This is a genomic window from Spiroplasma endosymbiont of Clivina fossor (assembly GCF_964031115.1).
Taxonomy (GTDB): domain Bacteria; phylum Bacillota_I; class Bacilli_A; order Mycoplasmatales; family Nriv7; genus Nriv7.
This window is the reverse complement of the sequence record NZ_OZ035006.1, coordinates 904,697-929,329: the sequence shown is the minus strand read 5'-3', so window position 1 is coordinate 929,329 and position 24,633 is coordinate 904,697. Positions and strand designations below refer to the sequence as shown.

General features: G+C 25.6%; 35 protein-coding genes and 1 pseudogene. 19 read left to right on the top strand and 17 right to left on the bottom strand.

Annotated features, from left to right (window positions below):
- Positions 1-114 precede the first annotated feature (114 nt).
- From AAHM82_RS05680 to AAHM82_RS13635, 14 genes and pseudogenes are all read left to right on the top strand, one after another.
- Positions 115-291 (top strand): hypothetical protein, encoded by a 177-nt coding sequence (locus tag AAHM82_RS05680; protein ID WP_342264789.1) that lies wholly within the window; start codon positions 115-117, stop codon positions 289-291.
- Between the two features lie 29 nt (positions 292-320).
- Entirely contained in the window at positions 321-533 is a 213-nt protein-coding gene (locus tag AAHM82_RS05675; protein ID WP_215825617.1) for a hypothetical protein, read from the top strand.
- A gap of 164 nt (positions 534-697) precedes the next feature.
- Positions 698-931, top strand: a complete 234-nt coding sequence (locus AAHM82_RS05670) for a hypothetical protein (protein WP_342264788.1) — start codon at positions 698-700, stop codon at positions 929-931.
- A 25-nt stretch (positions 932-956) separates the two neighbouring features.
- Positions 957-1,250 carry a hypothetical protein gene (locus AAHM82_RS05665; protein ID WP_342264787.1) on the top strand — a complete coding sequence of 98 codons (294 nt, stop codon included), beginning with the start codon at positions 957-959 and terminating at the stop codon, positions 1,248-1,250.
- A gap of 312 nt (positions 1,251-1,562) precedes the next feature.
- Positions 1,563-2,753, top strand: coding sequence for an IS256 family transposase (locus tag AAHM82_RS05660; RefSeq protein ID WP_342264918.1), 1,191 nt, complete (start codon positions 1,563-1,565; stop codon positions 2,751-2,753).
- Between the two features lie 90 nt (positions 2,754-2,843).
- Entirely contained in the window at positions 2,844-3,272 is a 429-nt protein-coding gene (locus AAHM82_RS05655; RefSeq protein WP_342264786.1) for a hypothetical protein, read from the top strand.
- Positions 3,273-3,367: 95 nt separating this feature from the next.
- Entirely contained in the window at positions 3,368-3,568 is a 201-nt protein-coding gene (locus AAHM82_RS05650; RefSeq protein WP_342264785.1) for a hypothetical protein, read from the top strand.
- Positions 3,569-3,581: 13 nt separating this feature from the next.
- Positions 3,582-3,827, top strand: a complete 246-nt coding sequence (locus tag AAHM82_RS05645; protein ID WP_342264784.1) for a hypothetical protein — start codon at positions 3,582-3,584, stop codon at positions 3,825-3,827.
- A gap of 97 nt (positions 3,828-3,924) precedes the next feature.
- Complete coding sequence (locus AAHM82_RS05640) at positions 3,925-4,170, top strand: hypothetical protein (protein ID WP_342264783.1); 246 nt, start codon at positions 3,925-3,927, stop codon at positions 4,168-4,170.
- 3 nt (positions 4,171-4,173) lie between these two features.
- Positions 4,174-4,557: a hypothetical protein gene (locus AAHM82_RS05635; RefSeq protein WP_342264782.1), complete on the top strand. Its 384-nt coding sequence runs from the start codon at positions 4,174-4,176 to the stop codon at positions 4,555-4,557.
- Entirely contained in the window at positions 4,508-4,855 is a 348-nt protein-coding gene (locus AAHM82_RS05630; RefSeq protein ID WP_342264781.1) for a hypothetical protein, read from the top strand. Before AAHM82_RS05635 ends, AAHM82_RS05630 begins: the two co-directional genes overlap by 50 nt.
- A gap of 109 nt (positions 4,856-4,964) precedes the next feature.
- The gene (locus AAHM82_RS05625; RefSeq protein WP_342264780.1) at positions 4,965-5,735 is read left to right on the top strand and encodes a hypothetical protein; all 771 of its coding nucleotides are present in this window, start codon (positions 4,965-4,967) and stop codon (positions 5,733-5,735) included.
- Positions 5,635-6,561 (top strand): IS1/IS1595 family N-terminal zinc-binding domain-containing protein, encoded by a 927-nt coding sequence (locus tag AAHM82_RS05620; protein WP_342264859.1) that lies wholly within the window; start codon positions 5,635-5,637, stop codon positions 6,559-6,561. Before AAHM82_RS05625 ends, AAHM82_RS05620 begins: the two co-directional genes overlap by 101 nt.
- A 102-nt stretch (positions 6,562-6,663) precedes the next feature.
- Positions 6,664-6,923, top strand: a pseudogene (locus AAHM82_RS13635) (transposase); the annotation flags it as partial.
- A 103-nt stretch (positions 6,924-7,026) separates the two neighbouring features.
- Here AAHM82_RS13635 and AAHM82_RS05615 read toward each other — a convergent pair.
- The 12 genes from AAHM82_RS05615 to AAHM82_RS05565 form a co-directional block, all read right to left on the bottom strand.
- A complete protein-coding gene (locus AAHM82_RS05615) occupies positions 7,027-7,365 on the bottom strand; it encodes a hypothetical protein (RefSeq protein WP_342264779.1) in 339 nt (112 codons plus the stop codon).
- A 298-nt stretch (positions 7,366-7,663) separates the two neighbouring features.
- Positions 7,664-8,332, bottom strand: a complete 669-nt coding sequence (rpe, locus tag AAHM82_RS05610) for a ribulose-phosphate 3-epimerase (protein ID WP_342264778.1) — start codon at positions 8,330-8,332, stop codon at positions 7,664-7,666.
- Positions 8,333-8,335: 3 nt separating this feature from the next.
- Positions 8,336-9,223: a ribosome small subunit-dependent GTPase A gene (gene rsgA / locus AAHM82_RS05605; protein ID WP_342264777.1), complete on the bottom strand. Its 888-nt coding sequence runs from the start codon at positions 9,221-9,223 to the stop codon at positions 8,336-8,338.
- A complete protein-coding gene (locus AAHM82_RS05600; protein ID WP_342264776.1) occupies positions 9,211-10,239 on the bottom strand; it encodes a protein kinase domain-containing protein in 1,029 nt (342 codons plus the stop codon). Before AAHM82_RS05600 ends, rsgA begins: the two co-directional genes overlap by 13 nt.
- 13 nt (positions 10,240-10,252) lie before the next feature.
- Complete coding sequence (locus AAHM82_RS05595) at positions 10,253-10,984, bottom strand: protein phosphatase 2C domain-containing protein (RefSeq protein ID WP_342264775.1); 732 nt, start codon at positions 10,982-10,984, stop codon at positions 10,253-10,255.
- A 152-nt stretch (positions 10,985-11,136) separates the two neighbouring features.
- Complete coding sequence (locus AAHM82_RS05590; protein ID WP_342264774.1) at positions 11,137-11,325, bottom strand: hypothetical protein; 189 nt, start codon at positions 11,323-11,325, stop codon at positions 11,137-11,139.
- 128 nt (positions 11,326-11,453) lie between these two features.
- Complete coding sequence (gene gmk / locus AAHM82_RS05585) at positions 11,454-12,035, bottom strand: guanylate kinase (protein ID WP_342264773.1); 582 nt, start codon at positions 12,033-12,035, stop codon at positions 11,454-11,456.
- A 9-nt stretch (positions 12,036-12,044) separates the two neighbouring features.
- The gene (rsmD, locus tag AAHM82_RS05580) at positions 12,045-12,614 is read right to left on the bottom strand and encodes a 16S rRNA (guanine(966)-N(2))-methyltransferase RsmD (RefSeq protein WP_342264772.1); all 570 of its coding nucleotides are present in this window, start codon (positions 12,612-12,614) and stop codon (positions 12,045-12,047) included.
- 345 nt (positions 12,615-12,959) lie between these two features.
- Entirely contained in the window at positions 12,960-13,352 is a 393-nt protein-coding gene (locus tag AAHM82_RS13630) for a transposase family protein (RefSeq protein WP_342264845.1), read from the bottom strand.
- Complete coding sequence (locus AAHM82_RS13625) at positions 13,349-13,789, bottom strand: transposase family protein (protein ID WP_342263396.1); 441 nt, start codon at positions 13,787-13,789, stop codon at positions 13,349-13,351. Before AAHM82_RS13625 ends, AAHM82_RS13630 begins: the two co-directional genes overlap by 4 nt.
- Positions 13,790-13,857: 68 nt before the next feature.
- Complete coding sequence (locus AAHM82_RS05570) at positions 13,858-14,703, bottom strand: IS1/IS1595 family N-terminal zinc-binding domain-containing protein (protein ID WP_342264771.1); 846 nt, start codon at positions 14,701-14,703, stop codon at positions 13,858-13,860.
- The gene (locus AAHM82_RS05565) at positions 14,666-14,815 is read right to left on the bottom strand and encodes a hypothetical protein (protein WP_342264355.1); all 150 of its coding nucleotides are present in this window, start codon (positions 14,813-14,815) and stop codon (positions 14,666-14,668) included. Before AAHM82_RS05565 ends, AAHM82_RS05570 begins: the two co-directional genes overlap by 38 nt.
- Positions 14,816-14,969: 154 nt before the next feature.
- On the opposite strand from AAHM82_RS05565, the gene def reads away from it, so the two are divergent.
- Together def and AAHM82_RS05555 are read left to right on the top strand one after the other, a co-directional pair.
- Complete coding sequence (gene def, locus AAHM82_RS05560) at positions 14,970-15,551, top strand: peptide deformylase (protein ID WP_342264770.1); 582 nt, start codon at positions 14,970-14,972, stop codon at positions 15,549-15,551.
- A 158-nt stretch (positions 15,552-15,709) separates the two neighbouring features.
- Entirely contained in the window at positions 15,710-17,485 is a 1,776-nt protein-coding gene (locus AAHM82_RS05555) for a ribonuclease J (protein ID WP_342264769.1), read from the top strand.
- A 65-nt stretch (positions 17,486-17,550) separates the two neighbouring features.
- Here AAHM82_RS05555 and AAHM82_RS05550 read toward each other — a convergent pair whose 3' ends face one another.
- A complete protein-coding gene (locus AAHM82_RS05550; RefSeq protein WP_342264768.1) occupies positions 17,551-19,122 on the bottom strand; it encodes a hypothetical protein in 1,572 nt (523 codons plus the stop codon).
- A 160-nt stretch (positions 19,123-19,282) separates the two neighbouring features.
- Between AAHM82_RS05550 and AAHM82_RS13620 the strand changes: the two genes are divergently transcribed.
- From AAHM82_RS13620 to AAHM82_RS13610, 3 genes are read left to right on the top strand one after another with little or no spacing between them, the layout of a single operon-like run.
- Entirely contained in the window at positions 19,283-19,723 is a 441-nt protein-coding gene (locus AAHM82_RS13620; protein WP_342263396.1) for a transposase family protein, read from the top strand.
- The gene (locus AAHM82_RS13615; RefSeq protein WP_425289060.1) at positions 19,720-19,965 is read left to right on the top strand and encodes a transposase family protein; all 246 of its coding nucleotides are present in this window, start codon (positions 19,720-19,722) and stop codon (positions 19,963-19,965) included. Before AAHM82_RS13620 ends, AAHM82_RS13615 begins: the two co-directional genes overlap by 4 nt.
- Complete coding sequence (locus AAHM82_RS13610; RefSeq protein WP_425289003.1) at positions 19,955-20,122, top strand: transposase; 168 nt, start codon at positions 19,955-19,957, stop codon at positions 20,120-20,122. Before AAHM82_RS13615 ends, AAHM82_RS13610 begins: the two co-directional genes overlap by 11 nt.
- Before the next feature lie 241 nt (positions 20,123-20,363).
- Here the strand turns inward: AAHM82_RS13610 and AAHM82_RS05540 are convergent, their stop codons facing one another.
- The 4 genes from AAHM82_RS05540 to AAHM82_RS05525 form a co-directional block, all read right to left on the bottom strand.
- On the bottom strand, positions 20,364-21,053 hold the full coding sequence (locus AAHM82_RS05540; RefSeq protein WP_342264767.1) for a hypothetical protein: 690 nt from the start codon (positions 21,051-21,053) through the stop codon (positions 20,364-20,366).
- 6 nt (positions 21,054-21,059) lie between these two features.
- A complete protein-coding gene (locus AAHM82_RS05535; protein ID WP_342264766.1) occupies positions 21,060-21,965 on the bottom strand; it encodes a bifunctional 5,10-methylenetetrahydrofolate dehydrogenase/5,10-methenyltetrahydrofolate cyclohydrolase in 906 nt (301 codons plus the stop codon).
- A gap of 11 nt (positions 21,966-21,976) precedes the next feature.
- Positions 21,977-23,728: a TrkH family potassium uptake protein gene (locus AAHM82_RS05530; protein ID WP_342264765.1), complete on the bottom strand. Its 1,752-nt coding sequence runs from the start codon at positions 23,726-23,728 to the stop codon at positions 21,977-21,979.
- Positions 23,729-23,907: 179 nt separating this feature from the next.
- Entirely contained in the window at positions 23,908-24,603 is a 696-nt protein-coding gene (locus AAHM82_RS05525; RefSeq protein ID WP_342264764.1) for a transposase, read from the bottom strand.
- Positions 24,604-24,633 lie beyond the last annotated feature (30 nt).

Here is a 24,633-nt window from a genome sequence, read left to right as displayed (position 1 = left end):
GCCTTTTAAAATTATCAAGTTGATGATTTTTTTTTATTTTATCAAGAGTTTTCGACAAAATAAAAAAATTTTTTTGATTTGATGTAGTAAAAAAATAGTTTTGGAGTTTTAGAAATGAAAATGTGAGTTAGTGTGGATGAACCACCTAAAAATTATTATCAAAAGTTTATATATTCTATTAATAAAAAAACTGGATTAGAACAAAAAATTTGAGCGTCTAAATCTGCAGTTGAATCTGTTAGAACTGATTTAGTCGGTGATAATTGACTTTGTGTTGATATTGCATATTAAAAGATTAAAAAATTAAGGAGAAAAGAAACATGAGTATATTTGGATTAGTATTTTTTACGATTTTAACATTATTACTAGCATATTATATTGCAGTTAATATTTATCGGTTTTTTAAAGATAAAAAGAAATATGGTAGTGAAGCAAAACAGCTACCAAAAGATTTTACTTATTCACAACGAATATTTATTGCAAAGTTTAAACGAAATTTGTTAGAACAAGATGAAAAAGAAATTAAAAAGTAGGTTTAGAAAATGTTTAAAAAAATAATTATTGAGTTAATTGAATTAATTTATCCAACTGCCGATTTACCACCCCAAGTTGTATTTTTGTTTTCAATTTTAATAATTGTAATGCTATTCTCGGCAATTATTTTTCTACTCTTTTAACCTTTTAAGCGGTAATTATTATGTTTTTAGTTGCTTGAAAAGATTTAGATTGAGAGCAAATAAAATTGTATTTTTGGGATTTATTTATTCAAATTACAGTTATTCCAGCTCGTATTACTGGTGGTAAAGAAATTGATTTAACTCAAAAAACACTTTGACTTTTAATAGCAAACATTGCTTTTTGAATGGTATTAGTAGTCATTATCTTATTTATGGTTATTTTATTTTATAAGGTTAAATCATATTTTGTTTAGAAAGGGGGTGAGGTGATTTGATTGTATGATTAGAACTTTCTTAGCAGAAGCACCAGCAGTAGCTATTACTGGTGAACAAGCGGTTGCTAACTTATGAAAAGCATTAATTAAAGCATTTGGTAATATTTGAACTGATATTATTGGTGGTAATATGCCAAATGTTGTTAATTTCTTTGCTACATATTGAGTTTTCTTGCTTGGTGTGATTATTGGTTTATTTTTAATCGCTTTCAAAATGTTTGAAAAATTAATGCCCGGCAGATTAGTAATAAAAATAAAGAAAGTGTGATTTAAATGATGCTATTGTTTAAAAAAATAAATTTAAGATTATATGATTTTGTCGCTTTAAATCGCACTTTATTTATTATTGCGTGATTTTATGGTGCGATTTTGCATTATTATAATCCCCAAAGTTGACGAATGTTATTTGATATTATTTATTTATTAATTGCTTTTTATATTTTATATACTAAAATTTCTCATTTCTTTGCTCGTCGTAGTTTTATTAATTTCTTATTAAAAAAATTCGGGCCTGTCCAAAATTCTGTGTCTCGATAATTCATTCTGAATTATACTTAAACGAAGGAGAACAGAAAATGACAAAAAAAAAATAAAAAAAGAACCTGATGCAATTGATAAAGTTGTTGATTATTTTTTAGAAAATATTGATAATCCACAAGATTTATTTAAAGGCAATACTATTTTTCAGGAATTTACCAAAAAATTAACTGAACGAATTTTAAATACGGAAATTAAAGATCATCTTGAAACTGATGAGAATCATAATAAAAGAAATGGCAACACACAAAAACCCATTATTACTAAAAATGGTTCAATCGCAATTGATGTATCAAGAGATCGAAATAGTACTTTTGAACCAGTAATTATTCCGAAAAGACAAAGAAGATTTGATAACTTTGATCAAAAAGTAATTTCTTTATATGCAAGAGGAATGACAATTTCTGATATCAAAGCACAATTGCAAGAATTCTATCACGGAGCAGAAATTTCAGAAAGTTTAATTAGTCAAATAACTGATGATGTTATTGAAGAAGTTAAAATGTGACAAACTAAACCTTTAGAGAAGATTTATCCAATTGTTTATTTTGATTGTATTGTTGTTAAAGTAAAGCAAGATAAACGAATAATAAATAAAGCAGTTTATCTTGCCTTAGGAATTAATTTAGATGGTTTAAAAGATATTTTAGGAATGTGAATTAGCGAGAATGAGGGAGCCAAATTTTGACTTAATATAATCCTTACGGAAATGAAAAATCGTGGCTTACAAGATATTCTTGTTGCTTGTAGCGATAATTTAACTGGAATGTCTGATGCAATAGAAGCTGTGTTCCCAAAAACACAGCACCAATTATGCATCGTTCATCAAATTCGTAATAGTTTAAAATTTGTCCCTTACAAAGATCGCAAACTTGTAGCTAATGATTTAAAATCAATTTATACAGCAATTAATGAAGAAATAGCGCTAGTTGCTTTAGATCATTTTTCTGAAAAATGAAATAAAAAGTATCCACAAATTACTAAATCATGAAAAAATAACTGAAATAATTTAATAATTTTTCTTGAATATCCTCAAGAATTTAGAAGGATTATTTACACAACTAATGCGATTGAATCTGTTAATAGTCAACTAAGAAAAGTCATTAAGAATAAAAAGATTTTTCCTAATGACGCATCAGTTTTTAAAATATTTTATTTAGCATTTCAAAATATGGTTAAGAAATGAACGATGCCAATTCAAAATTGGGGTAGTGCAATTTCACATTTAATGATAAAATTTGAGGACAGAGTGAATTTAAGTTAATTACTTAAAGACACAGTTAATTGTACAGTTCCTTAAATTTCACCTTTAAATTTAGTAATTGGTGCTTTAGGAACTGGAAAAACTGCTTTAATGGTTTTAGCTTCTTACTTATTAAGTGGTTGAAAAACGATTTCTACTTTTCCGATTACAGATAAACAAATGTTTTCATTAGGGCATATGTCACTTTTAGATTATAATTATCCAATTTTAGATGAAAAACATTTACTGTTATGAGATGAAACTAATTTATTTTTAGAAGGAACTGATTATAAAGAAAATGATAGAGTAACCCAAGGTTTACAAGAATATTTCGCTTCGGCTCGGCAATTTATCCATATCGTATTAGCAAGTGGACAACGAGCTGAACATATATGAGTTAAAGTTCGTGATATTGCGAATTCAATAATTGTTGGTATTAGAAAAAAACCAGTTAGTATTTTCCGACCCTATTTACAAGTTATTTACGGCACTTTTAAATCGGTAAGCGAATACGAAAACAATGACGAGACGATTGATTAACTCTGATTAATGCTAAAAATGATAAAAAAGGTCGCAAAATCAAGTATCGTAGCATTCCGGAATTAGACATTTATTTCTTTAAATTGAAAATTCCGATGTCAATTTTAAACCTTTATGATAATAAATATTTATCATTCTTGCGTGAATTAAGTAATCGTGCTTTGAATGATAATTATCAGCATAAATTTTGAAATGATAATGTGATGGATATTGAAGCATTAGAATATTTAAAAATGGAAAAATTTAGTAAGATACTTACTAAGTTAAAAAATAATCTGAATAAGAAAAATAAGTAAAGGAGTTTAAAAGATGGAAAACTTAGAAAAAATGGCTAGTTTGATTGGCGATATGTTTTATAAAGTTTTTGATTTAATTTGAACTTTAACCATTCCTGGAACAGATATTCGCATTATTATTTTTCCGCTAATTATGCTTGTAATAAATCTTGTAATTGGTGGTATTTTAGGTATTCATATTGAACGACCAAAAGTTGGTTTTCGTAAAAAATATCAAAAATCAGTTGCTAATTGAGGAGCTAAGAAAAAAATCATCTAGTGGTCCAATTAAGAAATTCAGTGGTAATAGTCCTAGTCCTAAAAATAGACCGTGAGTTAATCAACATGGAGGGCGAATAAAAAGGTAGGTTTTTAAAATGTTTAAATTGATAATTTTATTTATTCTTGTTGCTGTTTTTACTATTTTTGCTTTAAATGACTTTTTAGATTTATGAGCCTATGTGCGTGAGGGTTTAGAATATTTTAATAAAGTTCTATCAAATAATATTAAAATTTTAGATTTGTTTAAACCAATGATAAGGTTATTTTCTCAACATCCGATTTTCCAAATTTTAGGAACGATTTTTATTTTATCAACAATATATTTAATTTTAAGGAGTTAAAAAATGAAAAAATTAAAGAAAATATTAGGTATTAAATGATTTAAAAGGGTTTTAGGTTTTATACATTTTTTTATTATACTTCATAGTGTTATTACTATTATTTGAGTATTTTTAACGATTCTTCAAATTAAAGGGGATGAATTTTTTAAAAATTTTATACCATTAAATTTTCAAAGTGTATTTTTTAATGTTTATCTTTGATTATTAATTATTTATTTATTAATAACTGGTATTAAGTTAATTATTAGGGGTTATTACTTTAATAAAGTTTTTAGAAAGCATCAAACGCAAGTTGCTAATTGTGAATGTCCACAACATCAACAGTATAAATTTTCTGATGCTATTAAAACAATGAAAAAGAATTTTAAAGCGTGATGATATGGATAAGATTATTTCTTGATTTATTATAATGTTTATTGGTTTGGTACCGCTAGGGGCGTTCTTTGATACAAAACAACAACCAAAACCTAATATGGAACAATTCTTTATGAAACGAGAAAAACGAGCCACAAATTCTAGTCAATGTGGCGATAGTTGTGAATTAGAGTTTGTTAGCATTAAAAATACTTTTTTTAATGTAGAGAGTTTTGGCTCTGCTGGAAGAATAACTTTTTATGGATGAAAGTGTTCGTTTTCCAGATGATATGTCTGAAAAAAGCTTTTTAATCGAAAATCAAAGTATTAATAATCCTATAAAGGATTTTTTTAAACGAGAAGGTGTTTATAAACCAAAACCATCTGAAGATATATTGACTACTTATGGCTGAGAAATTCCTAAACTTGAAAGTATTAAAGTGTCATTTGTTTATTTAGATAGATATCAATTAAATAAACCACAATATTTTATAAGTTCATTTTCAGCTAAAGTGCCACTACAACCAGAGAAAGATAACGAGCAACCGTTGCCTACGGAAATAAATAAAAATGATGGTGAGTATGATTATATTCAGTTTCAAGATAAACTAGATTATTTGATGATACAACGCCGAGATTTTGATAAATTTAATTATAGTTATTTATATTGAGTCCCAATTTTTAATTTCTTTGACGATAATTTTAAATATATGAGTGAAATTTCAATTAAATTAAATGGTTTTAAACAAAATAGTAAATTTAATTTAAGTCGCAAAAATTCATATCCTAAACCTGATATGATGAAAAAAGTTATTTTTAGAGAGCTTTCCTTTTCCAGTTTTGGTGATGTTATTACTATAAAAACTGAGCACGGTAGCATTGTGGGCTATAATGAGTTTTTAGAAAATGGTAAATCGCTTTGAAAATCTGGCTCGCAAACAAGTTTTGGAGGAGATTTTATTAATACCTTTTTTGGACAAGTTAATTATTATTTTAATTTTGTCGAAAACTCTTGATATTTATTGAATATACTTAATTTTAGGTATATTTTTAATATGATAGAGGTGGCTAATAATTATGGAAAAAATAATTCAAGAACTAGTAAATACTTTAACAGATGATCAATTTTTAGAATTTTATGAAAAAGTCAAACAACAAGCAGAATTAATAAAAAAACAAAAACGTTTAAATGAAATTGATCAAAAATTTAGAGCGCAAGGTATTAAATGCCCTAAATGTGAATCTTACCATTGCGTTAAAAATGGACATAATTCAGAAGGAAAACAAAAATATTTATGTAAAAATTGCCGTGCAAGTTTTGACGCTTTTCGTAATCATTTTATTTATTGAAGTCATTTAAATTATGAACAATGAAATTTATTGATTCAAATTTCATTGCTGGGGCAATCTAGTAAAACAATTTCTCGTTTTATTAAAACTACATTAAAAACTGCTTGATATAATCGTCAAAAATTAATGAAATCAAAACAATTAGAAAATACCCAATTAAAATTTAAAAAATTATCTGGTAAAATCCAAATCGATGAAACATTTATTAAAGAAATTCATAAAGGAAATTTCAAATATAAAACTGATCCACGAAGAATTCACCTTGACCCATTCGCAACTAATACTAAATGCTGTATTCAAATGGCAATTGATAATAATAACAATATTTATGTTAAATCCACAAACACCAAACGTTTACAAAAACAATGAGTTATTGAAAATATGAACAAAGAATTAATTAACGAAAATTCAATTATTACTTCTGATATGCAAAAATTATATTTTTTAGTAGCAAAACAAACAAATTCTACTTTATGTGTAACTAAAACAACAATTAATCCTGAAGCTAGTTATCGTAACTTAAATAAAATCAGTAAATTACAATCTAGTCTTAAAGAAGCCTTAATTCATTATCATGGTTTAGGTTTTACTAATATTCAAAATTATTTAAATCTCTGAAAATGAAAATACCAACATAAGGGTTTAACTCCAAACCAACAAACAGCGGTATTATATTTTAATGTATAAAAAAAGTTAAAGTAAAAATAGTAATTTTACATAAAAGCCTTTTAAAATTATCAAGTTGATGATTTTTTTTATTTTATCAAGAGTTTTCGACAAAATTAAAAAAATAATTTAATAATTTTTCTTGAATATCCTCAAGAATTTAGAAGGATTATTTACACAACTAATGCGATTGAATCTGTTAATAGTCAACTAAGAAAAGTCATTAAGAATAAAAAGATTTTTCCTAATGATGCATCAGTTTTTAAAATATTTTATTTAGCATTTCAAAATATGGTTAAGAAATGAATGATGCCAATTCAAAATTGGGGAGTGCAATTTCACATTTAATGATAAAATTTGAGGACAGAGTGAATTTAAGTTAATTACTTAGAGACACAGTTAATTGTACAGTCCCTTTTAAAAAATTTATAAATGTTTTAAACAATACAAAAGCATTAGTTATTACTTAATAAATAGAAGTATTTATTACACTTTCTTACTAATTGTTAATATTCCATAACCACTTATGACTTTAATTTTAGCTTCATCATTAGTTAACAATTCATTACTAATAAAATAATTATCATAGACTTTTAAAAGATAATTATCTTTTAAAGGATATTTAAAATTAACTAATGATAGTGTTGTATCAACTAAAGGTAAAAAGTCAAAATAACAATCTTCATACTCATTAGTTGCAAATGTCATTGTTTTATTAACTAATTGTAAAACATTATTAGTATTATAAATTTTTAAATCATATTTTTGATATTTAATTAATAAATTAATTAAAGCATAAATCATTCCTCAACGATAACCATCCACTACTAAAATAAGCTTTTTAGCACCCCTAATGCAATCGCTTCTAAAATTGCATATTCGCGCGCCTATCTAAAATATCTTTATCTTGTGGTAATATTTCAATATTTTTAACATGCTTTTTTATTATTTCTAACTGTTCCTTACTAGTGTAGTGTGATCAAAATCAGCACAAGTTAAAACAATCGGATAATTTTCATTAATTAGCTTTATGGCTCCTTGTTCAACAGCAATAAATTGACAATCTTTTCACTTTGATAAATCAATATTAATATTTTGACAAACAATAACAAAACAATTTTGCTTAATCATTTTTTAATTCCTTAACTGCCTGTTTCATATGTGAATGTTGCATTAAATAACTCCCAACAACAACAATATCTGCCCCTTGCTTTTGACATAACTTAGCAATATCATTATTAATACCACCATCAACCTGAATTAAACAATGATAGTTATTAATAACAATTTTAGTTTTTAAATTTTTAATCTTATCTAACGATGCCATTATAAATTTTTGTCCGCCTTTACCAGGAACTACACTCATTAAAAGAACGGCATCTAATTGTTCTAAATATGGCTCTAATACTTCAATTGGTGTTGCTGGATTTAAAGCTAAAACCTTTTTAATTTTATTATCTTGACAAAAACTAATGAATTCTTTTATTTGCTCTGGTGTTAATGCCTCATAATGCATCGTAATGCTATTAGCTTTAGCTTCAATATATGGCATTAAATATGTTGTCATATTACAATTAACTTTTACCATCAAATGACAATCAATAAAAATATCAAAACATTTAGTAATATCTTGTAATATTTTAGCTCCAAAACTTAAATTATTAACAAAATTACCATCCATAACATCATAATGGATTCAATCAATATTTGCTTCTTGCAACTGTTGTAATTGCTTTTTTAAACACAAATAATTAGCATCTAAAATACTAGCAGCAATAATAAGTTTTTTCATTATTTAGTACCTTCCTTTTTCTTGTAATTGTTTTTGTTCTAAAACTTTAATATACTCATCATAAATAAATTGGGGAATATCTTTATTAATTAATGCTTGTTTAACACCACATTTTGGTTCTTTTCAATGTCGGCATTGCCGATAATGACAATTAACAAGAAATTTTTTAAAGAACCGGAATGAACTCGCTATTTCTGATAATGAAATATCATTCAATGAAAATGATGAAAATCCTGGTGAATCAATAATTCTAATATTATTTGCCATAATTATTAATTCATTATGCGTTGTCGTATGTTTACCACGATTTAAAGTCTTAGATATTTCTTGCGTTCTAATTTTAAGTTGCGGATCTAACATATTTAAAATTGAAGACTTCCCAGCCCCAGTTTGGCCACTTAAAATTGAAATCTTATCAGTTGTAACTTCCTTTAACTTTTCTCATTGATTATTTGCATTATTAATTGATAAAATTAGACATTCATAACCTAATTTTTTATAACTAGAAATATAATCATAAACCTTATCACCATATAATAACAAGTCAGCTTTAGTAAAAACTAAAACTACTGCCAAACTGTGAGCTTCAACTCATATTAAGTACTTATTAAGTAAAAAACTACTAAAATTAGGTTGTTTTAAAGCACTAACAATAATAACTTGATCAATGTTGCTTACTGCTGGTCGCATTAATTGATTTTTTCGGGGGTGAATTTCAATAATTGTTGCTTGCTTTTCTTGTTCATTAATAACTTCAATTGTTACAACATCACCAACAAGAATTCTTTGATTAGATAATCTTAAAGCTCCTCTTGCTTGACAATGATAAATTTCATTATTGATAATAACATCACAAAACTCACTAATGACACGAATGACTAAACCAATCATATACTATAAAATACCAATAATAAGAAAACAAGAAAAATAAAACTAGTAATAATAAGAATCATCATTAGAAACTTAGGAGTTAAAAAATATGACATTAATTGCTCACGATTTTTAATAAATATCTTTTGCTTTCGGTTATCGCGTGTTAAAACAATGCAATTTTTCAATTTTAAAGGTTTTATTTTAGCACTACTAATATCTTGTAATGCTTTAATATCTTGACTTAACGCCTTAATACTCTGATATCTTTCCTCACAATTTTTAGCCGTTGATTTAATAATAATGTTCTCCAATGCTTGTGAAATATTAGGATTAATCCCTTTTGCACTTGGTAACGGTTCTCTAACTTGCTTTACCGCTACTAATGTTGGATTTTGACCATTAAAAGGACAAGAACCAGTTAACAATTCAAATAACACAATTCCTAATGAGTAAATATCACTACGATGATCAATTTGTAATGACTGGACAGTTTCTGGCGATATATATTTTGCTGTTCCCACAATTTTACTTGTTGTTGTCTTATTATCATCAGTAATAATTGCAATTCCAAAATCAGATACTTTAATCTTACCATCAAAAGATATTAAAATATTTTCTGGTTTTAAATCACGATGAACAATATTTCCTTGATGGGCAACAGCGACACCATCTAAAATGCTTTGAAAAATCTGTAAACATTCTTTAATTGATAATGGTCCAGTTCGTAATAATCGATCTTTTAAGGTATAACCCTCAACTAATTCTAAAACAATACATCAGCGGTTATCTTGTTCAAAAACATCATAAACTTCAACAACATTATCATGACGAATTCTCGTTGTTGCTTCCACTTCTTTATAAAATTTCTTTAAAACTTGTGAATTATTAGCTGCTTGATGATTTAAAATCTTAATCGCTACAATCCGATTTAAAAAACTATCATTAGCCCGATAAACATCTGCCATCCCACCACTAGCAATTTTATTAATTATTTGATATCGTTGTTGTAAAATAATACCATTTTCTATTTGCATCCGCCATAACTCCTTATTTAATCTCGACAATGAGAATTGTTAAATTATCAGTTGAAACATTATCCAATGCTAAATCAACTAGACTCTTAGCTTTTTGTGACAACTTATTATTACTCTGTAAAATATCAATCATTTCATAATTTTCTAAATAATCATGCAATCCATCAGTAGTTAGCATAAAAGTTATGCCTTTAATATTACTAACTAAGAAAGTATCAATTTGCAATTTCTTATTTGGTCCTAAAGCACTAGTTAATGCTTTCCACAATGTTTTTTCAAAATTAGCATTAGTTTTATTATTATGTAACATATTAAGAATATTATGATCAGTTGTTAATTGCTGAAAATTCTGTTGATAATACTCATAAATCCGCGAATCACCAATATTTAATAAATAAGCTTTGTTATTAGTTATTAATATTAAAGAAACAGTAGTTCCCATATCAGTTAACTGCGGATATTCTTTAACATAATTAATCATTGATTCTTGCACAAACATTGTTGCTTGCCGAAGTCAGTTATTAACTTCATAATCACCAAAATTACTAAAGTCAGTTTTAACAAATAAGCTAACATATAAATTAACAGCCATTCAACTAGCAGTTTCACCACCATTATGTCCTCCTAGACCATCACAAACAATACCAAAATATTGGCCATATTCATTTTTTACAAATTGAACTGCATCTTGATTATTAGCACGAAACTGACCAATATCGCTATTAAAATGGAAGCTAACATTCATATCAAGTCATCCTTTACTTTCCTAATAATATAATTATATCGTAAATTTCTAATTTTATAGATAAGTATTGATAAAATAAAAAAAGTCATCAACCTGACTTCTAAAAATTAATTTTATTAAATTTTTTTAATTTTGTCGAAAACTCTTGATATTTATTGAATATACTTAATTTTAGGTATATTTTTAATATGATAGAGGTGGATAATAATTATGGAAAAAATAATTACTTGTTTTTCCTTTTTTTCAATTTTCTTTGCTCTATTTTTTAATTGCTGATATATTTTCATAAAAGTTTTATCATCAATATTATTTATTTCTTTTAAAATATCTTTTTCTTGCATAAAAAATCACCTTTAAATTAAAAATAACCCATTTACAGAAAAAATAAAGAGGTTATCAATACTTATCTTTAAAATTAAAATCGTAAATTAGTAAGAAAAAATCTAAGGAAAAATTCTTCCTTAGATTTTTAATTTTTATTAGCATTAATTTCATTCATAATAATAGTTTTAATTTCTGAAACAGTTTGTTGTAAATTATCATTAACAATAACATATTTATATTTACTAGTAATATTCATTTCCCCTTTAGCTTTTAATAATCGCTTCTGAACAATATCTTCTGACTCACTTCGACGGGCAATAATTCTTCTAGTTAATTCTTCAAAACTAGGGGGTAAAACAAAAAACGATATCGCATCTGATCTTTTTGCTAATACCTGTAACGCTCCTTGAACCTCAATTTCCAAAACAACATTTTTACCTTGTGATAATAATTTATCAACATATTTTTCTGGTGTCCCATAATAATTATCAACAAATTTAGCATATTCTAATAACTTATTATTAGCAATTTTCTCTTGAAAAACATTTTCATTAACAAAAAAATAATCCTTTTCATTTAATTCATTACTTCTTGGTTTTCTTGTTGTCATTGAAATAGAATAAACTAAATTTAAATTTTGGTCTTTAAATAATTCTTCTCTAATTGTTCCTTTACCAACCCCACTAGGTCCAGAAAGAATAATTAATAATCCCATTTTTTTATTCATTTTAAGATATTACTTCCGTTCCCTAGTGTAGCGATAAAAATATAAGAATATTTTACCATATTTCTTCATTGTTAATAATTCTAAATGCTCATAATTAATATCTAATGCGATATTAGATTCAAGAATAATAATACCATAGTTATTAACAATATTTTGTGCCAATAAATACTTTATTGTTTCATAATAATATCTAATTTCTTTATACGGTGGATTAATAAAAATTAAATCAATTTTAATATTATTATTAACTAAAAACTTTAAACATAACAAATATGATAAGTTAGTAATCATATAATTATGATCGGCAACTTTTAAATTAACAATATTTTTTTTTAAATATTCTAATGCCTGCGAATCATCATCATTAAAATAACAATAACTAATATTTCTTGATAACGCTTCAAGACCAATACTACCACTACCAGCAAAAAGATCTAATGCCACTTTATTTTCATAATAAAAATAATTATTTAAAACATTAAAAAGATTCTCTCTAATCCTAGTTAAAATTGGTCTTGTTGTTGTACTTTGTTGACTAATAAGATTTTTTTTATAATACTTTCCTGCAATAATTTTCATTTTCTCACCTATAAATAATATATTAATTATACTAAAAACTTATTTTAATTTTGTCGAAAACTCTTTTTAATTTTGTCGAAAACTCTTGATAAAATAAAAAAAAATCATCAACTTGATAATTTTAAAAGGCTTTTATGTAAAATTACTATTTTTACTTTAACTTTTTTATACATTAGACTTCTTGCAAAATTAATATGATAATTATAATTTTTAAATTTAAAATAAATATAAAAGTGTTATTAAAATAATTTTTAGATTATTTTTACAAATATTTTGTCATTAAAACATAATAAAAATTATTATTTACAATAAAAAAAGACTGAAATTTTAAATTATCAAATATATTTAAACTAATAGTTGTAAATTATAAATTGAAGCTATTAAATTAAATCTTAAAGCAAATCTTTTTCTACGATTTCGATATTTTTCACTAATAATTTTAAATTTTTTAAGTATAGCAAAAACATTTTCAATAACAATTCTCATTTTTGAAATTCGCTCATTATTTTGCTTTTCTTCTTTATTTAAAGGGTTTTTCTTTGATTTTCTTTTAGGAATTAAAACATTATGATTAATTTTTTGTATGCCTTGATAACCTAAATCCACTAAAACAGTTGTTTCTGGTAAAAATTTAATTTTTGAATCTTTTAAAATTTTAAAGTCATGGTTTTTACCATAAGAAAAATCAGAACTAATAATTTTTTTACTATCTTTTTCAATTATAACTTGTGTTTTTATTGTGTGTTTTTTCTTTTTTCCTGAGTAGTGCTGTTTTTGTCTTTTTTTGGGCGTTGGATTTGGCTTTCAGTTACATCAATTATAACAGTCTTATCTTTGAAATAATCTTTTAATAGTGATTTTTGACCAGTAAGTTGTTGAAAATTAGGGTGTTTTATTAAAGTGTCTTCAATTCATTTGATATTTCTATAACAACTACTTTCACTAATATCATAACTTTTTGCAATATGAAAATAAGTTCTATATTCTCTTCAATATTCTAAAGTCATTAAAATACGATTTTCTAATGATAATTTATTGGTTCTTCCGCGACGAAATCTCTTTTTTAATTCTTCTATTTTTAAAATTTCTAGCATTTTATTAAAAGTAGTATGTTTAATACCAGTTAATCTTAAAAAATTTTTATCACTTATTTGATTATTTTTTTTAAATTTCATTTAAATTCCACCTTTTTATTAAAAACAACAATTCAATTATATTTTAAATTAATTTTGCAAGAAGTCTATTAAAATATAATACCGCTGTTTGTTGGTTTGGAGTTAAACCCTTCCTTATGTTGGTATTTTCATTTTCAGAGATTTAAATAATTTTGAATATTAGTAAAACCTAAACCATGATAATGAATTAAGGCTTCTTTAAGACTAGATTGTAATTTACTGATTTTATTTAAGTTACGATAACTAGCTTCAGGATTAATTGTTGTTTTAGTTACACATAAAGTAGAATTTGTTTGTTTTGCTACTAAAAAATATAATTTTTGCATATCAGAAGTAATAATTGAATTTTCGTTAATTAATTCTTTGTTCATATTTTCAATAACTCATTGTTTTTGTAAACGTTTGGTGTTTGTGGATTTAACATAAATATTGTTATTATTATCAATTGCCATTTGAATACAGCATTTAGTATTAGTTGCGAATGGGTCAAGGTGAATTCTTCGTGGATCAGTTTTATATTTGAAATTTCCTTTATGGATTTCTTTAATAAATGTTTCATCGATTTGGATTTTACCAGATAATTTTTTAAATTTTAATTGGGTATTTTCTAATTGTTTTGATTTCATTAATTTTTGACGATTATATCAAGCAGTTTTTAATGTAGTTTTAATAAAACGAAAAATTGTTTTACTAGATTGCCCCAGCAATGAAATTTGAATCAATAAATTTCATTGTTCATAATTTAAATGACTTCAATAAATAAAATGATTACGAAAAGCGTCAAAATTTGCACGGCAATTTTTACATAAATATTTTTGTTTTCCTTCTGAATTATGTCCATTTTTAACGCAATGGTAAGATTCACATTTAGGGCATTTAAATACCGTGCGCTCTAAATTTTTGATCAATTTCATTTAAACGTTTTTGTTTTTTTATTAATTCTGCTTGTTGTTTGACTTTTTCATAAAATTCTAAAAATTGATCATCTGTTAAAGTATTTACTAGTTCTTGAATTATTTTTTCCATAATTATTATCCACCTCTATCATATTAAAATATACCTAAAATTAAGTATATTCAATAAATATCAAGAGTTTTCGACAAAATAAAAAAAACTCTTGATAAAATAAAAAAAAACTTATGCTATAATCTATAAAAATAAGCAAAATAAGGAGCAAATTATGTACCAAGACAACAATCCTAGTAATAATGAATGATTAGTTAAAGATAACAACATTAAATTACGAGAAAAATGTCAACCTGTATTATTTCCAATATCAAAAAATGATGAATTAATAATGCAAAAACTAATTAATTTTGTTATTACTTCCCAAAATGAAGCATTAAACTCATCACTAAAACTAATTCCTGCTGTGGGATTAGCAGCCCCCCAAATTGGTTGTAATAAACAAATGTATTACATTCATATTGAACAAATTGATAAAAATAATAAGAAAACTATCATTCAACATGCCTTAATTAATTCTAAAATTACAGCTCATAGTGAACAAATTATTTCTTTAAAAAGTGGCGAAGGTTGCCTAAGCGTTGATAATCACCATGAAGGGTTTGTTCCGCGTTATTTTAAAGTTATTGTTACTGGTTATGATTATTTAAAGAAAAAAAATGTTACAATTACTGCTCGTGGCTATGAAGCAATTGTTTTTCAACACGAACAAAAACATTTAGAAGGTATTTTATACTATGACCTAATTGATAAAAATGAACCTTGAAAAAAGAATGACAACTGGTTATACTTATAAGCGAAGTACTAAATATTTCAACTGAGAAATAAATAAACTAAAATTGCCTAAATTTAAAGGCAACTAAAAATAAAATGTTTACAAAAAAAATTGCAAAAATGATTTTTTAAGATTTTAAGTAAACATTTCATTTAATAATGAGTGAGGTGTAAAAATTCATGACAACAAATCAAAAAAAGAAACTAAATAACAAAATTGAAATCTTCAATGAAAATCAAACATCTAACAAAAATAATGAAATTATTATTGATGATATTAGAAATACTAAAGTATTTGCCCTTGGTGGTTTAGAAGAAGTTGGTAAAAATACTTATTGTATTGAACATGATGATGAAATCATTATTATTGATGCTGGTGTTAAATTTCCCGAAGGAATATTATTAGGAATTGATGCAATTATTCCTGACTATACATATTTAAAAGAAAATGCTAAAAAAATAAAAGCAATATTTATTACTCACGGTCATGAGGACCATATTGGTGGTATTCCTTATCTTTTAAAGGAAATTGATATTCCTTTTATTTATGCGCCAAGACTAGCAGCAGCCTTAATTCGTGAACGATTAAAAGAATTTAATATTGGTCAAAAAACCAAAATCATTGAAATTGATGGTAGCAATGAAGATCAAAATAAAATGAAAGGTCTGCTAAAAAACTTTCAACTTAAATATTTTGCTGTTAATCATTCAATTCCTGATGCTTTTGGCATTGCTATTAATACTCCTAATGGTAAAGTCGTTACCACTGGTGATTATAAATTTGATTGAACACCATTAGGTCATAAAGCAGATTTAGAAGAAATGGCAAAAATGGGGCAAACGGGTGTTACCTTATTTTTATCAGACTCAACTAATTCTGAAATTGAAGGTTATACAATGACCGAAACAAAAATTATTAAAAATATTAGTGATTACTTTTTAAAAGCTAAAGGACGAATTTTAATTTCTACTTTTGCTTCTAATGTCCACCGTATTCAACAAATTATTGAAGTAGCACAAAAGTATAATCGCAAAATTTTAATTTTTGGTCGCAGTTTAGAACGAATTATTAAAATTATTCGTGAAATGGGACATTTAAAGATTTCTGACAAACAATTTATTAAACCTCACGAAACTGATCAATATCATAAAGATGAAATTTTAATTATTTGTACGGGTTCCCAAGGAGAACCAATGGCAGCACTTTCACGGATTTCAACTGGAACTCATAAAGCAATCTCTATTATTCCCGGTGATACCGTTATCTTTTCTTCTAGTCCTATCCCCGGAAATCAAGCTAGTGTTGAAATAGTTGTTAACCGCTTATCACGGTTAGGGGCTCATGTCTTAGAAAACTCCTCATTTAATTCTTTACATACATCAGGACACGCTTCACAAGAAGAACAAAAACTAATGCTAACCTTAATTAAACCAACATATTTTATGCCAATGCACGGTGATTATCGCATGTTAAAAGCACACGGACAAACTGCAGAAAGCGTTGGTGTTGCTAAAGAAAATATCTTTATTTGTGCCAATGGTGACCAAATTAATCTTTACAAAGGTAAAGCTATTCTTGGAAAAAGAATTGAAGCTAGTGCAATTTATGTTGACGGTAAAGATACTTCTGGTTTAACAACAAGAATAACTCGTGATCGCCAAATTCTTGCTAATGATGGTTTAATTGCTGTTGTTGTTTCCATTAATAGTCAGACTAATGAATTACTATGTAATCCAACAATTATCTCTCGTGGCTCATTTTATGTTAAAGATTCCAGTGCTCTTATTGCTGAATCAATTAACATTGTAACAAAGGTCATCAAAAAGGTATTAGCTAGTAACCATCCTACTTTTGGAGCAATCAAAAAAGAAATTAAAGAAACCTTAAGTCCTTATATTTCAAAAATAAAACGAAGAAATCCTTTAATAATTCCTGTAATTTTAAACAAAAAATAAAAAAAATTTACTTAAGGTAAACCTTAAGTAAATTTTTTTTATATTATATTATTATTGTCTCTACATTAAGTCAATAAACCATATCAAAATTTAGCATTTTTGATAATATTTAAAGTAAAAAAACCAACTTCTAATTGAACAGAAATACCACTTAACCCCGAATATCCTGAATAAGCACCTATTGTTTGCTTGCCACGATCCCACGGACTAGGACTAACAAGTATTTTAATTTCATCAGTCAAAGGCTTAAAGACAGAACCCTTAAAGCGACTTTCTTGCAATAATTTTTTATTATGCCCTTCAATTGTTTCTTGAAAAATCTTATACATTTTTTTATGAAAATTAAAAACCTTATTGTCATCAGTACCATTAGTTAACTTCACATATTTTCTTCATATAGCTCGAGGAACTATCAGATATACAGAATTGTACTGAGAACCTCGAATTTTATTCTTTTCAGAAAGAACTTTTGAAAAATAATAACTCAGAACTTCACTAATATTCAATAATTGTGTCTCAAATGCTCCTTTAGAAACTGTAATCCTATTATCTTTTAATTCAATTCTCTGCAATGGTAAATCAAAATAAGTAGCATTTCAAAAAGTAAAATCAAAACTTCCCAAGAAAATCTCTTTATTATCCGGTGCACTATCAAAATCAGAATTATATTTCTGAAATGCTTTATCTTCAGTAATAAAACCCCTTATTTTAGTATTTATTGCTACACCATCAGAAATTTTCAAAAATTCCAAAAATTCCTCCATAGAATTTGTTGTTAAATTTAAAGAATTTATTAATAGATTTCTTTGTAAACCCGTATTAGAAATACTTAATTTTTCTTCATTATTACTATTAATTTGGTTTAAGATTTGATTTTTTATATTTGTTTCACTTAAAGCTTGAAATTTCAACTTTTCTAAATTAAAGGTAACATTCGCTTTGATATGTTCTCGTACTAACTCCGTTAACTCAGAAATCTTATTCGTAAAAGTAGTTCTATCCTGTGTTAAATAAATATCAAGATAAATAGTATGGGTGGCTTGACCTTGCTTTAAAACCAAATCAAGTTCAATGCATAATTGTAGTTTATAAACATAATGCTTATTATCACCATTAGATTGACTATTTAAATTATCTGATTGCCTATTTTTTAAATCGCCAAGAACTCTAATCATTTGGTCAAAAGATACTTTTGTTACTATAAATTTAGACTTATCTTTAGTAAAACTTGTCGGATTACTGATATTTGCAAAATAAATCATTTTGTCTCTAAGTTTTCTATTAATAGAACCAATTAAATCATTTTCCAATATTCGCAAAATCTGTTCACTAATTTTCTCATTATTTTCCAAATACACAGTGGAATTTTCAGCTTGTGCTTGACTAACTAATGGAGCCATAGTATTTTTAATTTGGGAATCATTTAACCCTAAATTATTAGCAGTATAAATTTTTTCTCGATGTTTACTCAATATTTCTTCATTAATTAAATTTTTGGCCTGAGCAAGGGGATCTACTATAGCATTTTCTTCAGAACTTTCAGATATATCATCATTATTTTTACTGCAAGCAACTACACTTAAAACAGGAATAGCCATTAACAACATTGTTATCAAATATTTTAAGATATTTCTCATCTTACCACCTTTCTACTCTTTTATTAATTTATAATATTCTCTAATTCTATATATTATATTCTTAATTATATTTTATTTTCATTTTATTTCAATAGACTTCTTGCAAAATTAATTTAAAATATAATTGAATTGTTGTTTTTAATAAAAAGGTGGAATTTAAATGAAATTTAAAAAAAATAATCAAATAAGTGATAAAAATTTTTTAAGATTAACTGGTATTAAACATACTACTTTTAATAAAATGCTAGAAATTTTAAAAATAGAAGAATTAAAAAAGAGATTTCGTCGCGGAAGAACCAATAAATTATCATTAGAAAATCGTATTTTAATGACTTTAGAATATTGAAGAGAATATAGAACTTATTTTCATATTGCAAAAAGTTATGATATTAGTGAAAGTAGTTGTTATAGAAATATCAAATGAATTGAAGACACTTTAATAAAACACCCTAATTTTCAACAACTTACTGGTCAAAAATCACTATTAAAAGATTATTTCAAAGATAAGACTGTTATAATTGATGTAACTGAAAGCCAAATCCAACGCCCAAAAAAAGACAAAAACAGCACTACTCAGGAAAAAAGAAAAAACACACAATAAAAACACAAGTTATAATTGAAAAAGATAGTAAAAAAATTATTAGTTCTGATTTTTCTTATGGTAAAAACCATGACTTTAAAATTTTAAAAGATTCAAAAATTAAATTTTTACCAGAAACAACTGTTTTAGTGGATTTAGGTTATCAAGGCATACAAAAAATTAATCATAATGTTTTAATTCCTAAAAGAAAATCAAAGAAAAACCCTTTAAATAAAGAAGAAAAGCAAAATAATGCAAAATAATGAGCGAATTTCAAAAATGAGAATTGTTATTGAAAATGTTTTTGCTATACTTAAAAAATTTAAAATTATTAGTGAAAAATATCGAAATCGTAGAAAAAGATTTGCTTTAAGATTTAATTTAATAGCTTCAATTTATAATTTACAACTATTAGTTTAAATATATTTGATAATTTAAAATTTCAGTCTTTTTTTATTGTAAATAATAATTTTTATTATGTTTTAATGACAAAATATTTGTAAAAATAATCTAAAAATTATTTTAATAACACTTTTATATTTATTTTAAATTTAAAAATTATAATTATCATATTAATTTTGCAAGAAGTCTAATATTTATCATATTAGAAATTAATTCCTTCACAAAGAAAGTCCCTTCTTAAAAAAAGAAGGGACTTTCTTTAAAATGTAAATATAAACAATGAATCACTACCCACAATTATAGTTTTTATAAGAGTAATTTTTCTAATGCGTTCATATTCTTGCTCATTTAAATAATCTTCTGCCAACAGCAAAATATCTTTTCGCATTAACTCATAGAAATAAACTCACAAAGTTCATCCTAAAATTAGCACCACTAAACTAGTATATCCAATCGCACTACTAATTAAATTAAGATTTGTAATACTAATTAAATCTTGTGAATAAAACTGCAAAAATAAAATTATCATTCCAAAATAACATAATAATGCAAAAATAAACATAAAATTTGCTAGATGAATAAAAAATACATACCCTTTACCATTTTGTTTTCATTTTATTTTTGCAACATAAGTTAAACAATTATAAATATGAAAAATACTATCGTTATAATAATCACTAGTTTTAATATTAACTTCTTGTTTATAATATTTAACATTAAAGTAACGCATCGTTACTTTAGTTATTTTAATTTTAAAATGATATTTTTCTTGACGAAAAATAGCTTCCAAATATTCACCACCATCACGATTTTTACTATTACCTTTTTTAATAAAAGAAAATATCAATCACAATAAAGATAAAACCAAATAAGCAACAAAAATAATGCCTAATAAAAAACTAATAAGAATAAATAAAGCTTGATTAACAATTTCTAAATGATTTCACATAAATTACTACTCCACAATTAAACTTTTATTATTCATATTAACAACATTCAAATTTTTCTTATTCATATTAATAACATACAAGTCATAAACATTAGTTACTAACATTGCAATTGTCATTGGTCCAACGCCACCAGGAACTGGAGTAATATAACTAACTTTTTCTTTAACCGTATCAAACTTAATATCACCACAAATCCGATTTGTTTCCAAATCGCGAACAATAGCCACATCAACTACAATCGCATTAGCTTTAATCATTGTTTCATCAATTAAATTAGCAACACCAACAGCACTAATAACAATATCACTACCAATTGTATGCTTTTTTAAATCAACAGTATTTTCATTACATAATGTAACTGTTGCCCCTAAATGATGCAACATAATAGCCAAAGGTTTACCAACAAGATTACTTGTCCCCACCATTGTAACCGTTTTTTTAAAAACATCAATATTATATGCTTCTAACAGTTTAATTACTCCTAATGGGGTACAAGGAGCAATCGTTTTTAACCCTTGAAATAACTTACCAGCATTAATATAATGTAAACCATCAGCATCTTTAGGAGCATTAATATGATCTAAAATCCGATTTTTATTAAGATGTTTAGGTAATGGTAACTGCACCAAAATCGCATCAACTGTATCATCATTATTTACTTTATTAATTACTGTTAATAAATCCTGCTCACTAACATTTTCATTAAAAGTTTTTAAACTAACTTGAATTTCTAACTTTTCACAAACTTTTATTTTGTGATTCACATATACTTTTAATGCTTCTTCTGTTCCCACCAAAAATACTACCAAATGAGGTTTTCGTAAATTTTTTTCTAAATAATTACTAATATTGTTTTTCAAATTATTTTGAATCTCATTAGCAATCGCTTTTCCATCCATTATAACTGCCATTATATTTCCTCCTAACCAATAGGCACATCTTGTTCTAAATATGCAAATCGTTCAATTTCATTTTTTCTTGCTGCTAATAATAAAGTATTTGATACTCCTAATTGACCAATAAACATTAAACTAATTAAAAATAATTTACTGATAACACCATAATCAGAAAAACTTAGGCCAAAATCAGGAATCATTGTTAAACCTGCCGTTCCAAATGCCGACGAAGATATAAACAAAGCCTCAACAATCGGCACCTGCACATTTTCGCTAACAATAATTAAAGACGCCAAAAAGACAATTAAAATCGCCATAATAAAAACTGCTGTGGCACGTTTTGCTGTCTCATTAGGAACTTTAGCTTTAAACATATTAATATTATTTTTTCGTGTCGCACTAGCAATAATACTCACCATAACTAATGCTAGCGTTGTCGTTCTAATTCCACCACCAGTAGAACTAGGTGACGCTCCAATCCACATCAAAATCGAAAAAATAAACTTTGAGGACGATTTAAAATAACTAATATCAATCGTACTATATCCAGCACTTTTTGTTGAAAAAGTATTAAAAATAATCGCCATTAAAGTTTCAGCATTAGTATTAGTAACATTTCTAATACCACCATTAATAAAAGTATTACTAAGCTTTGTTGGCACAAAATATTCAACCAAAATTACTGCTAAAATACCAATAAAAGAAATTGAAAAATAGTATATCACACTTATTTTAGTAAATAATGAAAAATTAACTTTAATACCCCGATAACGCGCCACCGACTTTTGCTTTAAATCATAAAAAACAGGATAACCAATACCACCAATAATCAGTTGAACTAAAAAAATTACTTGAACAAAATATTGTGTCCGATAGGGACTTAAAGAATTAGGACCAATAATATCAAAACCAGCATTATTAGTTGCTGAAACCGAATGAAAAATCCCTGATCAAAAACTACTACCAAAATTTCGATAGGTAACATTAAAATTCTTAATAATTAATTGTTGCAAATAATCATTATCAATTATTTGTAAAAACCCTACAGCATTATTATCATATTTATTAGTAACACCATTAATAATTCGTGCTAATTCATTAGGAAATTCCTTGCCCGCAGTAACAAAATTTTCTCAATCAGAAACCTTAGTAATTAACATTTCTTTAAATTTATCTGGCGTGTTAAACGATTTTCCTAATAGTTCAATAATTGAATTAATTGATTGTGATTTTAAAGAATCTAAATAATCAATCGGTGTAAAATAAAAATAAAAAAATAACATCACACCACCCGTAATTTCCACAATTGCTAAAACATAAAAAGCATTTTTAATTAACTGGACAGTACCCCCAAGTTTAGTATTACCTCTTTCTGTTTGCAAAAGCATTCTTTCTTCAATACTAATATTTTTTCCAATTACAATAAACAAAATAATCTTTAAAGTCATAATTCCAATACCACCAATTTGAATTAGCAACAATAAAACAATTTGACCAAAAAAAGTTAAGTCTTTAGCTGGCGATATTAAACTTAATCCAGTATCAGAAAATGCACTTGAAGCAGTAAACAATGCTGTTAAAAAATCTCATTGATAAGTTTTACTAACAGCTCAAGGTGTCATTAATAAAATTGTTCCCATCAAAACAGCATATAAATAATTTCGCAAAATTTTCTTATTAACAGTATTACCAATAAAAATACTTTTAAAAACTTGACCAAGTTTTTTAAATCAAGTAAGATATTTTTTATTATTAGAAAATTTATCAATATCTTTCATTCTGACCCTCGCGATTGCCGATTACTCGTTTATTACCCAATTATACTATACTTAGATTTTAATTTTGTCGAAAACTCTTTTTAATTTTGTCGAAAACTCTTGATAAAATAAAAAAAATCATCAACTTGATAATTTTAAAAGGCTTTTATGTAAAATTACTATTTTTACTTTAACTTTTTTTATACATTAAAATATAATACCGCTGTTTGTTGGTTTGGAGTTAAACCCTTATGTTGGTATTTTCATTTTCAGAGATTTAAATAATTTTGAATATTAGTAAAACCTAAACCATGATAATGAATTAAGGCTTCTTTAAGACTAGATTGTAATTTACTGATTTTATTTAAGTTACGATAACTAGCTTCAGGATTAATTGTTGTTTTAGTTACACATAAAGTAGAATTTGTTTGTTTTGCTACTAAAAAATATAATTTTTGCATATCGGAAGTAATAATTGAATTTTCGTTAATTAATTCTTTGTTCATATTTTCAATAACTCATTGTTTTTGTAAACGTTTGGTGTTTGTGGATTTAACATAAATATTGTTATTATTATCAATTGCCATTTGAATACAGCATTTAGTATTAGTTGCGAATGGGTCAAGGTGAATTCTTCGTGGATCAGTTTTATATTTGAAATTTCCTTTATGGATTTCTTTAATAAATGTTTCATCGATTTGGATTTTACCAGATAATTTTTTAAATTTTAATTGGGTATTTTCTAATTGTTTTGATTTCATTAATTTTTGACGATTATATCAAGCAGTTTTTAATGTAGTTTTAATAAAACGAGAAATTGTTTTACTAGATTGCCCCAGCAATGAAATTTGAATCAATAAATTTCATTGTTCATAATTTAAATAGACTTCTTGCAAAATTAATTTAAAATATAATTGAATTGTTGT